The organism is Methylobacterium brachythecii (assembly GCF_014196345.1).
GTDB lineage: Bacteria > Pseudomonadota > Alphaproteobacteria > Rhizobiales > Beijerinckiaceae > Methylobacterium > Methylobacterium brachythecii.
In genome coordinates this window covers 357,939-370,404 of record NZ_JACIDN010000005.1, presented here as the reverse complement: position 1 = coordinate 370,404, position 12,466 = coordinate 357,939, and the positions used below count along the sequence as shown (strand labels likewise).

Annotated in this window: 9 protein-coding genes and 1 other annotated feature; of the genes, 6 read left to right on the top strand and 3 right to left on the bottom strand. The window is 67.2% G+C overall.

Going from position 1 to position 12,466, the window contains the following annotated elements:
• Positions 1-339: 339 nt before the first annotated feature.
• Complete coding sequence (locus GGR33_RS15365; RefSeq protein WP_183506967.1) at positions 340-2,532, top strand: TonB-dependent siderophore receptor; 2,193 nt, start codon at positions 340-342, stop codon at positions 2,530-2,532.
• A gap of 296 nt (positions 2,533-2,828) precedes the next feature.
• Positions 2,829-2,884, top strand: a sequence feature (sul1 is cis-regulatory element that is thought to sense ions involved in sulfur or methionine metabolism; They are found in Alphaproteobacteria).
• Between the two features lie 64 nt (positions 2,885-2,948).
• Positions 2,949-4,433: a SulP family inorganic anion transporter gene (locus GGR33_RS15360; RefSeq protein WP_183506691.1), complete on the top strand. Its 1,485-nt coding sequence runs from the start codon at positions 2,949-2,951 to the stop codon at positions 4,431-4,433.
• 15 nt (positions 4,434-4,448) lie between these two features.
• Here GGR33_RS15360 and GGR33_RS15355 read toward each other — a convergent pair whose 3' ends face one another.
• Entirely contained in the window at positions 4,449-4,976 is a 528-nt protein-coding gene (locus GGR33_RS15355) for a gamma carbonic anhydrase family protein (RefSeq protein ID WP_183506689.1), read from the bottom strand.
• A gap of 157 nt (positions 4,977-5,133) precedes the next feature.
• On the opposite strand from GGR33_RS15355, the gene GGR33_RS15350 reads away from it, so the two are divergent.
• Positions 5,134-6,396, top strand: coding sequence for an MFS transporter (locus GGR33_RS15350; protein WP_183506687.1), 1,263 nt, complete (start codon positions 5,134-5,136; stop codon positions 6,394-6,396).
• Positions 6,397-6,681: 285 nt separating this feature from the next.
• On the opposite strand, the gene GGR33_RS15345 is transcribed toward GGR33_RS15350, so the two are convergent.
• The gene (locus GGR33_RS15345; protein WP_183506685.1) at positions 6,682-7,953 is read right to left on the bottom strand and encodes a glycosyltransferase; all 1,272 of its coding nucleotides are present in this window, start codon (positions 7,951-7,953) and stop codon (positions 6,682-6,684) included.
• Complete coding sequence (locus GGR33_RS15340; protein WP_183506683.1) at positions 7,950-8,552, bottom strand: TetR/AcrR family transcriptional regulator; 603 nt, start codon at positions 8,550-8,552, stop codon at positions 7,950-7,952. The genes GGR33_RS15345 and GGR33_RS15340 overlap by 4 nt, the downstream gene beginning before the upstream one ends.
• Before the next feature lie 299 nt (positions 8,553-8,851).
• Between GGR33_RS15340 and GGR33_RS15335 the strand changes: the two genes are divergently transcribed.
• From GGR33_RS15335 to GGR33_RS15325, 3 genes are all read left to right on the top strand, one after another.
• On the top strand, positions 8,852-9,316 hold the full coding sequence (locus tag GGR33_RS15335; RefSeq protein ID WP_183506681.1) for a GNAT family N-acetyltransferase: 465 nt from the start codon (positions 8,852-8,854) through the stop codon (positions 9,314-9,316).
• A 111-nt stretch (positions 9,317-9,427) separates the two neighbouring features.
• A complete protein-coding gene (locus GGR33_RS15330) occupies positions 9,428-9,964 on the top strand; it encodes a cupin domain-containing protein (protein WP_183506679.1) in 537 nt (178 codons plus the stop codon).
• A gap of 260 nt (positions 9,965-10,224) precedes the next feature.
• Complete coding sequence (locus GGR33_RS15325) at positions 10,225-12,399, top strand: hypothetical protein (RefSeq protein ID WP_183506677.1); 2,175 nt, start codon at positions 10,225-10,227, stop codon at positions 12,397-12,399.
• Positions 12,400-12,466: the final 67 nt, after the last annotated feature.

Genomic DNA, 12,466 nt, shown 5'->3' with positions numbered 1-12,466 from the left:
GCGGCCATACGGAGAAGATTTGCCCCTACCGTCAGTCCGGGGCAGGCGATCGGCGATCCTGTTGCAGAACCGTCACGTATTCAGCATTCAACCCCAGGGAGCATTGCTGAGCGCACGCGCTGCCCGTATGGCTGGCGCATCAAAAAACTGATCCAAATCAGTAACTTAGCATAATTCTAAAAAGCACTGTCCCGGACGTGGAACGCCACGCGTCCGAATGCGGATGGCTGCTCGCACGCTGGGGGTTTCATGAGTAAGCGATCGATCATCACACCTGCCGGCGGCGGCCGGCATCGCAAGGTCTCGTCCTGGCTGGCGCTGCTCGCCGGGGTGAGCACGATGGCGATCACGCAGGCGACCGCTCAGGTTGCCGCGCCGGGCGGCGCGACGCGCCTCGACGAAATCTCGGTCGAAGGACAGGGCCTAGGGCCGCGCGTCGACAGCGGCGGACAGGGTCGCACTGCCGGTACGGTCACCCGTCCCGGCCCCGACGGCCGCATTCCGCGCGAGGACCCGAAGGGCCCGATCGACGGCTATGTCGCCACGCGCTCGTCGACGGCCACCAAGACCGATACGCCCCTGATCGAGACGCCGCAGGCGATCACGGTCATTGGTCAAAAGCAGATCCAGGCGCAGGGTGCGCAGACGCTGACCCAGGCGACCCAGTACTCCGCCGGCATCTATTCCGGCGTCTCGGGTGCCGACCAGCGCGTCGACTTCTTCACGTTGCGCGGCTTCGTCGCCAGCGACTACGGCATCTACAAGGACGGCCTGCAACTCCTGAACTACGGCTTCGGCACCTTCCGGACCGAGACGTTCGGTCTGGAGCGCATCGAGGTGCTGCGTGGCCCCTCCGCCGTTCTGTTCGGCGCGGGCAATCCGGGCGGCGTCGTCAACCAGGTCACCAAGCGCCCGACGACGACGCCCTTCGGTTTTGTCGAAGTCGGCGGCGGCTCCTACGGCCAGGTCTACGGCGCCTTCGACTTCGGCGGCCCGGCCGACGATTCCGGCCACTGGTTCTACCGTCTGACCGGCATCGGCCGCACCGGCGGCACACAGGTCGACGGCGTGCCGGCCGACAACTACTACATCGCGCCCGCCATCACCTATAAGCCGGACGGCGCCACCAGCTTCACGGTGCTGACGAGCTACCAGCGTGACTCCACCGGCGTCACGTCGCTCTTCCTGCCCTATTCCGGCACGGCGCGTCCGAATGCGAGCGGCTTCCGCATCTCCCGGTCGCTGAACATCGGCGACCCGACCTTCAACAACTTCCAGCGCGAGCAGGCCTATGCCGGCTACGAGTTCGAGCATGCGGTGGACGACGTCTGGACCGTGCGCCAGAACTTCCGCTTCTCGTTCAGCGACGGCTACCAGAACTCGTATATCGGCCAGCTCGGCTATGCCAACGCGGCGCAGACCCAGCTCCTGCGCAGCCAGTTCGGCTTCAACGAGCGTGTTGCCCTGTTCCAAGTGGACAACCAGGCCGAGGCCAAGTTCTCTGACGGCTGGTTCCGTCACGACGTGATCTTCGGTCTCGACTACAAGAACTACACCGGCAACGATAATCAGGGCTTCGCTGGCGGTCCGACACTAAACTTGCTCGCACCTGTCTTCGGTCCGTCGCGCAGCCAGGCGCCGCCCTACATCATCCGTGACTACCACTTCGAGCAGCTCGGGCTCTACGCGCAGGATCAGATCAAGTTGACCGACCGGCTCAGCTTGATCGGCGGCCTGCGCCAGGACTTCGCGAGCAACGCGACCGACGTGCGCTTCAGCGCCTTCGGCGTCACGCCGGCCAAGCGCGACGACAATGCGCTGACCGGGCGCATCGCGGCTCTCTACAACTTCGACTTCGGCTTCGCGCCGTATGTCGCCTACTCGACCTCGTTCCAGCCGCAGATCGGCCAGGACTCGCTCAACAACTTCCAGGCCTTCAAGCCGGATCGCGGCGAGCAGGTCGAGGTCGGTATGCGCTTCGAGCCCGTCGGCCAGGGCTACTCGCTGCAGGTGGCCGCGTTCGATCTCGTACGCGACAATCCGACCTTCAACATCCCGGGCACCTTCAACCAGACGCAGCTCGGCAGCGTCCGCTCGCGCGGCGTCGAAGCCCAGTTCGTCGGCAACCTCTTCGACGGCTTAAATGTCGTGGCCGCCGTCACGCATTACGACCTCGAATACATCAAGAGCCAGGCGCCCGGCCTCGTCGGGAAGACTCCGACCGGCGTGCCGGAGACCTTCGCCTCGGCCTTCCTCGATTACACGGTGCCGACCGGCGATCTCCGCGGCTTCGGCCTCGGCGGCGGCGTGCGCTACGTTGGCGGCTCCTGGGCCGACCAGCTGAATACGCTGAAGGTGCCGGAATACGTCCTCTTCGACGCGACCGTGCACTACACCTGGGACCGTTGGCGCGCCGCGATCACCGCCGCAAATATCGGCGACAAGCGCTTCGTCACCGGCTGCCAGGACCCGAACAACTGCTACTACGGCGAGGCCCGCCGCATCGTCGGAAGCCTCAGCTATCGCTGGTAACGGCAGCGCTGAACCGTGCCGTCTCCAACAAACCCCGCCCTTCCGGGCGGGGTTTTTCTTTGGATTCATGATCTTTTACGAACGACAGCCGGGATGCGTTACTGAATAAGAATCGCTGGAAGCTGAACTAAGGTGCGTTACGACCCGTCGGATTGCTGTTGGGCGAAACGAGACTCTGGCGCCGATCCGACGGGATTGGACACGGCCTCGGTGTCTCAAGCTTCGAGCAAGCCGTTACGCCCTCCGCCCCATGATGTTGCGCTGCAGCGCCATCTTCCCCTAAGAAGGCTCATTCGCCTGGACCCGGTGCAAGCCCGGGTGGCTCTTCCGGCCGCCGATCCGCCGGATCACGCATTCGAGACGCTCCCTGACCTGCGCGCGGACCGCGCAGAGGCTGGTCTCCTGCGGATATTTTCATGCTGTCATCTTCTTCCAAGCTCGCGCGCGAGTGGTTCTCCAACCTGCGCGGAGACACCCTGTCGGGCATCGTCGTCGCGCTGGCGCTGATCCCCGAGGCGATCGGCTTCTCGGTGATCGCCGGGGTCGATCCCAAGGTCGGGCTCTACGCCTCCGTCGTGATCGCCTGCACGATCGCCTTCGCGGGTGGGCGACCTGCCATGATCTCGGCTGCGACTGCCGCCACCGCCGTGGTGATGGTCGATCTCGTGCGCGAGCACGGCGTCCAGTACCTCTTCGCCGCCACCATCCTGATGGGGCTGCTTCAGATCATCGCCGGGCTGCTGAAGCTCGGCCGGCTGATGCGCTTCGTTTCGCACTCGGTGATGACGGGCTTCGTCAACGCCCTGGCGATCCTGATCTTTTTGGCGCAGTTGTCCGAGCTGACGCATGTGCCGCCGGCCACCTACGGGCTGATCGCGCTCGGCCTCGCCATCATCTACGGCTTCCCGCGCATCTCCCGCGCCGTGCCCTCCCCGCTCGTCGCCATCGTGGTGCTGACGGTGATCACCGCAGTGTTCCACCTCGACGTGCGCACCGTCGCGCATCTCGGCGCCCTACCCTCGACCCTGCCGAGCTTCGCGCTGCCGCAGGTGCCCCTGACCTTCGAGACCCTGCGCATCCTACTACCCTACGCCGCGACGCTCGCTGCGGTCGGCCTGCTGGAGAGCCTGCTCACCGCGCAGATCGTCGACGACATGACCGATACGACGAGCTCCAAGAACCGCGAATGCGCTGGCCAGGGCGTGGCCAACATCGCCTCGGCGCTCTTCGGCGGCATGGGCGGCTGCGCCATGATCGGCCAGTCGGTGATCAACGTCTCGTCGGGCGCACGCGGACGCCTCTCGACTCTGGTGGCCGGCGGCTTCCTGCTCGTGCTGCTGGTCGCCCTGCAGGAACTTCTGGCCGTGGTGCCGGTGGCGGCGCTGACGGCGGTGATGATCATGGTCTCGCTGAACACCTTCTCCTGGCGCTCGCTCGCGGCTTTGCGCACCAACCCCGTGCCCTCCTCGGCGGTGATGCTGGTGACGGTGCTCGTGGTGGTCGCCACCCGCGACCTCGCCATCGGCGTCCTCGTCGGCGTACTGCTCTCGGGCGTGTTCTTCGCCGGCAAGGTCTCCCGCCTGAGCAAGGTGACGTCGAGTCTTTCGCTCGACGGCGAGATCCGCACCTATCAGGTCACCGGGCAGGTCTTCTTCGCCTCGGCCCGCACCTTCGCGGATGCCATCGATGTGCTGGAGCCAGTCTCGCGCATCGTCATCGACGTGCATGCGGCCCATTTCTGGGACATCTCGGCCGTGGCGGCCCTCGACCGGGTCGTGCTCAAGGCGCGTGCGCGCGGCCGCACGGTCGATGTGATCGGGCTCAACGAGGCGAGCGCGACGCTCGTCGAGCGGCATGCCACCCACGACAAGCCGGGGATGGCATCACTGAAGGCGCACTGAGAGGGCCGATCCGGCCTACCTGCGAAGGGCGAGACCTTTCGCGTACTGGCCGGCCCTGGCGACGTACCGTTCGGCAAGGCTGCGCAGACCCTCGGCGCTGGCCGGATCGAGAGTACGGACGGCCTTGGCCGGCATGCCGACGATCAGGCTGTCGTCCGGGAACTCGGCGCCTTCCTTCACGAGGGCGTTGGCGCCGACGATGCAGTTCCGCCCGATCCGCGCCCCGTTCAGCACCGTCGCCCCCATGCCGATCAGCGAGTTGGCTCCGACCGTGCAGCCGTGGACGATCGCGCGATGGCCGACGGTCACGCCCTCGCCGATCGTCAGCGGGAAGCCGGGATCCGAATGCAGAACGGCGCCGTCCTGGATGTTGCTGCCCGCGCCGATGCGCATCTCCTCGTTGTCGCCGCGGACCACGGCGCCGAACCAGATGCTCGCGCCGGCTCCGATGCGCACGCGGCCGATCACGTGCGCGCCCGGCGCGATCCATACGGTCTCGTCCTCGAGAACGGGCACGACGTCGTCGAGCGAATAGACGGACATGGGCGCTTTCGTCGTGGAAGGGGCGGCATCTCAGCCAGGAGGCTGACAGATAGCGCGGAGGTGCCGACATGGCAGGTCCGACGCGGTGGCGGCAGCGACCACGCTCTGTCAATACGAACGCTGCCTCTCAGGCCTCGCGAAAAAACGAAAAATCCCGATGACCGATGCCCTGATGCGCAAGGTGTCCTGGCGGCTGCTGCCGTTCCTGATGCTCTGCTACTTCGTCGCCTATCTCGACCGAGTGAATGTCGGCTTCGCGGCTCTCACCATGAACCGCGATCTAGGTTTGTCGGCCGAGGCCTATGGCTTCGGGGCCGGCATCTTCTTCCTCGGCTATTTCCTGTTCGAAGTACCGAGCAACGTGATCCTGGAACGCGTCGGGGCGCGAACCTGGATAGCCCGGATCATGATCTCTTGGGCGATCCTCTCCGCATCCACCGCCTTCGTCGTCGGCGAAAGGTCCTTCGTCCTCGTGCGCTTCCTTCTCGGGCTCGCTGAGGCGGGGTTCTTCCCCGGCATCATCCTCTACCTGACCTACTGGTACCCGTCGGAGCGACGCGCTGGCATTGTCGGTACCTTCATGATGGCGGTGCCGATCTCCGCGGCGGTCGGCTCGCCGCTTTCGGCCTGGATCATGGCCGCGGCCGATGGCGCCCACGGGCTCGCCGGCTGGCAATGGCTCTACCTGCTGGAGGCGGCACCGAGCCTGCTCCTCGGCCTCGCCGTGCCGTTCGTCCTCACCGATAGGCCCGCGATGGCCTCCTGGCTGACGCCCGCGGAGCGCGACGAACTCGCCCGCGAGATCGAGCGCGACCGGCAGGCCACGCGCCGACCGGCGCTCGGCCTGAGGCAGGCGCTGGTCCATCCGCAGGTGCTCGGGCTCGCCCTGGTCTATCTCGGCCTCAGTGCCGGCCTCTACGGCGTCGGGCTATGGCTTCCGCAGATCGTGAAGGGGTTCGGGCTCTCGACCCTTGAGACCGGCTTCGTCACGGCGATTCCCTATCTGGTCGCGGCTGCGGGCATGGTGGCCTGGACGCGGATGTCGGATAGACGCGGCGAGCGCATCTGGCACGTCGCCTTTCCGGCTTTCGCTGGCGCCCTCGCGCTCGCCGTCTCGGGTCAAACCGGATCGCCGGTGCCGGCCATGGCGCTGCTGAGTCTCGCGATGCTCGGCGTCTTCTGCGCGCTGCCGACCTTCTGGACGCTGCCCACCGCCCTGCTCTCGGGCAGCGCTGCGGCCGGCGGAATCGCCCTGATCAACGCCGTCGGCGGACTCGGTGGCTTCATCGGGCCGTATCTCGTTGGCTGGATCAAGGACGCCACCGGGCGCTTCGACCTGGCGCTCGCCGCCATAGCGGCGCTGATGATCGCCGCGGGGCTGCTGACGCTGGTCCTGGGCCGGACGATGCGCGACGGCTGAGCCCGGTCTCGACGGCCAGCACGGCGTGCAAGCGGTTCTGTGGACAACTTCCAAGGACAAGCTTTTGCCCCGATTGGGGCGTGCCATGGCGTCACGAATCCACGGAGGAAGGCGACCATGGTGATCCTGAATCCGCTTACGGGCGAACTCGTCGAACTTCCCGAGCCTCCGCCGAAGCCGAAGCGGCCTTAGGGATCTGGAGCGCTCTCTGTCGCAAAAAAGAGCCCGCCGACGGCTTGGCTGGGCGGGCTTGAGTCGGGACGGAAGCCGGCCAGTCGGCACGGTTCAACCCGGCAAACACTCCTCCAGAGCGTCGACCAGCGCCGACGATCGAATAGAGCGATTCACGGCTTCCCCGAGCCGGCGCGCGCTGTCGCGAAACGAAGGCTCGGCGAGCAGCCGAAGCAGGGCCGAGCGGACCGTGTCGGAGGTCGCGCTCGGGTCGAGTTGCAGGCCGGCACCGTGCGCCACGACCCTGATCGCGTTGTCGTGCTGGTCCCGACCCATCGGCAGGCACAGGAGCGGCACGCCATTCGAGAGCGCGCGCATCACCGTGCCATGCCCCGCATGCGTGACCACCGCGTCGGCCTTCCGCAGGAGGTGATCGTGCGAGGCATTCGCGACGACCGCAACCCGTTCGCCGGCACGAAGCCGCGCTCCATCGAGGGCAGGCCCGAGGGTGACGACCGCACGCGCCGACAGCGAGTCGAGGGCGTCGATCACGCGCTGGATGACCCCGATGTGGTCCTGGAAGGTCGTGCTGAAGGCGACCAGCACCAGCGGCTCCGGCCCTTCGGGCACGACGTTCGGCACCATGTCCTCGATCCATTCCGGCTCATCGAGGATCGGCCCGACATACCGGAGGGCGGGCGGCAGACTCTCCGCCGGGAAATCGAAGTCCCGGCAGGTCGCGGCGAGGAATCGATGGGCCGAGGCCGGCTGATCGAGAGGATTGTCGAGCGGCCGCAGGCCGAAGCCGGCGCGCGCTTCGTTCAAAATCGGGAGCGCGACCCCGAGAAAATCGCTGATCCCGGCCTGCATCTCCGCGGCCTGACGGCGTTCGACCTCGGATCGGGCCGGCATCAGCCCTGGTCCGAAGGGTGGGATGCCGGGGATCGGCAGGTAGCACAGGTTCGAGGAGAGCACGGCCCAGGGAAGGCCGGTCGCCTCCGCCGCGATCATCGGCCCGAAGATCAGGTCGCTGGAGACGACTACATCGGCGGGGGCCGCCTGGAGCGCAGCGGTCACATCGGCGGCATAGCGCGCGGCCGGGCCGATCATCACCCGGTCGCGCAGGCGCGCCAGACGCTGCATCGGATCGGCGACCTCCCAATCGCGCATCACGTCGGACGCGACGGATTGGTCCGGCCGGTTGGGTGCCGTCGTCCAGGGCAGGAAGGCAGCACCCGCCTTCGCCACGCCCGCGGCCAGCGACGTATCGGCGATCACCCGGACGCGGTGGCCGCGCCCGACCAGGCGCCGGACGGCCCCCAGCATCGGAGGTGCGTTGCCGCCGGCATCGCAGAGGGCGAACAGATAGTCGCGCGCCGGCGTCATCGGGACGCCTCGGCCAGGACCTTGCTCAGCAGGCCGGCGATGAGATCCGTGACGGCTGGTGCGCCGTGCCCGAAATCCCGGCGGAAAAGCTTCCAGACATAGATATCCGTCACCGCCACCAGCTCGTCGACGAAGCCCTCCCTGCGGCTCGCCGGCACGCGGTCCAGCCATGTCGAGAAGCCGTCGTTGATCCAGGCGCGGTGACCGGCCCTTCCCTCGATCAGGATCGGAGTCAGCTCGGGATGCTGCTGTTCCTGCGCGAGCAGCCGGACGATCGTGTCGCCGTCGATCTCGTAGTCGGCGACGAGGATCCGGGCGATCGCCGCGGGACTTGCGTCCGGCGGCAGCCGGCGCCGGCCGGTGATCTTCTCGTAGGCCAGGTCGTTGGCCGCGGCGATCAGGCGATCCTTGCCGCCGAAGAGGCGAATCACGGTCTGGCGCGTGGTGCCGGCGCCGGCGGCGACGGCGTCGAGGGTGATCTCGTCGAGCCACTTCGATCGCAGCTGCTCGAAGAACACCTCGACGATCCGCCGCTGCGTCTTCTCCGTGGCCGCCGCCCGGGCGACCTGGCGGTAGGGTCGAGCGCTCGTCTCGGTCATGGCTTGCTCAGGCGACGGGTGCGGCGACCTGCGCCGCCGGATGGCCTGCCACGTTGAACGACGGCAGGTATGCCGTACCGAGCAGAAGGACGATGGAAATCACGAGCCGAGCGATCACATCAGGCATGGCAGTCCCCTTGCGTTGGCGGCCTCGTTCGAATGACGGACCGTTATTTGTATAACTTTCTGTTACATGAATTTGCTCGGCTCGGTCAAGCCCGATCACGGCCTTCCGTGCTCTGCGTTCGTCCGAGCCCGCGAGGTGGCCCGAGACCGATCCGACGTCGGGGGTGCCGTCTGTGAGTGGCCGTTATGGGCTGGAAATTCGTGCGGCGAACGAGGCCGATGCGCCCGGTCTCGCGGAGCTGCTTTACGCGGCGGGACGACCCGTGCCGCCTCATGTGCTCGCCGAGCGGCTCGCAGCCCTGAGGGGCGACCGAGGCACCGCGTTGATCGCGTTGGAATGGGGACCGCCGAGCGGACTCGTCGTGTTCCACCACTACCGGACGCTCGATGCCGACCTCCCGATCGCGCAGATCACGACGCTGCTCGTCGGACCCGACGAGCGCCGACGCGGCATCGGCCGGCTGCTGCTGAAGGCGGTCGCCCAGGCGGCCCGCGTCTCCGGATGCGGCACCTTGGGGCTGTCCGTTACGGCGGAGCAGCAGGAACTCGCGGGGTTCTGCCGCGCGACGGGCTTTTCGGAGCACGATACCGGCTTCGTCAGGGCGTTGCGGAAGAAGGGATCGTCGCGGGAGGCGTGACGTCGGCCATCCTTGGCCCTCCCCGCCGCAGTGTCGTAGCGTGCCGACGGTTCGTCAGCCCGGGTTCGACGCGACCACTGCCGCATCCGAGGTGGCCAGGACGAGGACGGAATGCACGATATCGGCGACGGCCATCACCACGATCACGAGCACCCTCACCCCGCCGAGGCCGGCGCTTCGGCCGACGCGCGTGAGCGCTGGAAGCACGACGGCGTGCGCGTGATCCCGGGCGACCGGCTCGATCCCAACACTGCGCAGACCCCCGGCATGTACCGCCAGGCTGCGATCAACGCCGCCCGCGTCGGCGCCCAGAAGATCTGGGCCGGCACGGTGGCGATCGAGCCCGACGCCAAGACCGGCGTCCATCATCACGGCGCACTGGAAAGCGTGATCTACATCGTCTCGGGCAAGGCCCGCATGCGTTGGGGCGACAGGCTCGAATATGTCGCCGAGGCCGGCCCCGGCGATTTCATCTTCGTGCCGCCCTACGTGCCGCACCAGGAGATCAACGCCTCGACCGACGAGCCCCTCCATTGCGTGCTGGTGCGTTCGGACAACGAGGCGGTCGTGGTCAACCTGCCCGACGTCGAGCCGATCGAGCGGCCCGAGACCGTCCACTGGATCGATCCGATCCACAAGCGACCTTAGGCGAGATCGACGGGAGACGGTCTGACGTCATCGGGTTCGAAGGCCGCGCGATTGATGCGGCACTCAGGTAAAATTCGCCTGCGCAGAGAAGAAAATGCGGGGTGTCCTTCGCAGATATTGGTTTCGAATGGAAATCATATTTGCAGAACATGCGTATATCGGAAGTTTAAATTTCGAATCAACCAGTTTTTAACGCTGTTGATATTGATGAGAACCTTGAGTGCCTGGTCGAGTTGATCCTTCATCTGTGGAGGATCCTCATGTCGACATCCCTATTTTCCGTACTCGGCCAACCAGGACGGTCTTTCGAGTGGCTGACGGCGCCCGACGCCCTGATGTCATCGACGGCGCTCTCGAGCGGCGAACTCGGGGTGCTCGGGCCCATCCTCTCGACGGTCGAAAGCGGCCCCGACCTGACCTCGACCGATTCCGGGACATCGGGGCTGCTCGGTCCGGTGATCGCCAACGCCAATGATGCCGTTCTCGACGTGCACGCCTCGCTGGAGGATACGGGCCACCAGATCACACCGCTGAACGGCCCGATCCATGCCCTGACCAACCTCGGCGAGACCATCGGCCTCGGGAAGATCGGCGAGCCGGATCATCTTCTCACAGACCTCATCCATCTGCCCCAATCGATCCTCGACGGAGGCGGCTTGGCCTCGGCCGCGCCGGCGCTCACCGATATCGGCAGCGTTCTCGGCGCCGCCGACGGTCTCGTCGGCTCGCTCACCGGGGCCGTCGCCGGAAGCAACCCGCTCGCCGCCGACGGCCTGCTCGCCCCCGTCTCCGATGTCGTGAACGGTACGGCATCCGGTCTGCATCAAGCGCTGGACGGTATCGGGCAGAGCGTCTCGCCGCTCGGCGATGCGCTGCACGGTGTGAACGGGCTGACCGATAGCCTGGGGCTCGGCGGCCAGCTCGGAACCCCTGGGAACCTGCTGACCGATGTCGTGGCGCTCCCCGGCAACCTGTTGGGCGGCCACGGCATCGACGCACTCTCGCCGGTGGTAGGCGATCTCGGCACCGTCCTGGGGTCGGCGACGGGCCTGCTGCAGGACGTGCTGCACGTCCCGACGAGCCTCGTCGGTGATCTCGCCGGAAACGGCGGTATCCTCTCGCCCGTGACCTCACTCCTCGGCGGCTTGACCAGTGATGGCGGCGTGCTCAGCCCGGTCACTGCGATCCTCGGCGGCGTGACCGGCGATGGCGGCGGCCTCACCGGAAATCTGCTCGGCAGCGACGGGCTGCTCCTACCCGTCGCCAACATCGCCAACGGGCCGATCGATGCCATTCATGCGAACTTGGAGAACGTCGGCCACGACATGCCGCTCCTGAACGACCCACTCCATCAAGTCATCAATCTCGGCACGACGGTCGGTCTCGGTGCCCTCGGCGAGGGCAACAATCTGCTCACCGACGTCGCCGACCTGCCTGGAAGTATCCTGAGCGGAGACGTCGCGGGCGGCCTCGACCACGTGGTTGGCGACCTCGGCAACGTCGTGGGCGCAGCTACGGGTGTCGTCGGCAGCGTTCCCGGGGTGCTCGGCGGTCTGGCGAGCGGTGGCGACGGTTCGGTTGGCGGCCTCCTTTCACCCGCGACCTCGATCCTCGGCGACCTCACGGGCGGCGACCAGGGCTCACCCGTCGATGGCATCCTCGCTCCCGTCACCTCTCTCCTCGGCGGTGTCACCGGAGGCGGTGACGGGTCGGCCGGCGGTGGTCTGCTCTCGCCCGTGACCGCGATCCTGGGCGGTGTGACGGGCGATGGCTCGTCCGGAGGCCTGCTCTCTCCGGTCACCTCGATCCTGGATGGAGTGACCGGCGGTGACCATGGCTCGACCGGCGGCATCCTCTCGCCCGTGACGTCGATCCTGGACGGCGTCACCGGCGGTGGTGACGGCTCGTCCGGCGGCGGGCTACTGGCTCCCGTCACCGGTCTGCTCAGTGGCGTGACGGGAGGCGGTTCGTCTGATGGCGGCCTGCTCTCTCCGGTGACCTCTCTGCTCGGTGGCCTGGGGGGCGGCAGCGCCGACGGCACCCATCCGCTGATCGACATCTCGGCCGGTCCCACCACCTCGGCGCCGGTCGCGAATGTCAGCGTGCTGACACCGCCATCCGACGCGAGCCACGCGATCCAACTGGGCGCGATCGGTGTCGGCGCGGATCAGCCGAGCCTCATCAACGCGAGCCTGCTCAACGGTGACAGCCTGCCGCTGCCGACGACGGGCGGTGGCGGAGCGGACTCGCTCGTCGGTCACGCCCTCGACCTCGTCCACAACGCCACCTCGGGGTCGACGAGCGCCGACACCACGCAGCATACGGGGCTCGATCTCGGCCTCGCCGCGATCGATCTCGGTGGCCACACGGATCTGCACCACACCGATCCGACGCCGCACTCGTCCACCGGCGGCCTGCACCTGCTCGGCCTCTGAGCACACGAGCCCTCGCCGCCGATTGCGGCGGGGGCGCTGCTGACATCCCGGCCTGACGCGCCGCGCC

Bases quoted from the DNA above. Each gene is read 5' to 3' on its own strand.
- GGR33_RS15325 (WP_183506677.1), top strand. From the start codon at position 10,225: ATGTCGACATCCCTATTTTCCGTACTCGGCCAACCAGGACGGTCTTTC.
- GGR33_RS15365 (WP_183506967.1), top strand. From the start codon at position 340: ATGGCGATCACGCAGGCGACCGCTCAGGTTGCCGCGCCGGGCGGCGCG.
- GGR33_RS15360 (WP_183506691.1), top strand. From the start codon at position 2,949: ATGCTGTCATCTTCTTCCAAGCTCGCGCGCGAGTGGTTCTCCAACCTG.
- GGR33_RS15350 (WP_183506687.1), top strand. From the start codon at position 5,134: ATGACCGATGCCCTGATGCGCAAGGTGTCCTGGCGGCTGCTGCCGTTC.
- GGR33_RS15340 (WP_183506683.1), bottom strand. From the start codon at position 8,552: ATGACCGAGACGAGCGCTCGACCCTACCGCCAGGTCGCCCGGGCGGCG.
- GGR33_RS15355 (WP_183506689.1), bottom strand. From the start codon at position 4,976: ATGTCCGTCTATTCGCTCGACGACGTCGTGCCCGTTCTCGAGGACGAG.
- GGR33_RS15330 (WP_183506679.1), top strand. From the start codon at position 9,428: ATGCACGATATCGGCGACGGCCATCACCACGATCACGAGCACCCTCAC.
- GGR33_RS15345 (WP_183506685.1), bottom strand. From the start codon at position 7,953: ATGACGCCGGCGCGCGACTATCTGTTCGCCCTCTGCGATGCCGGCGGC.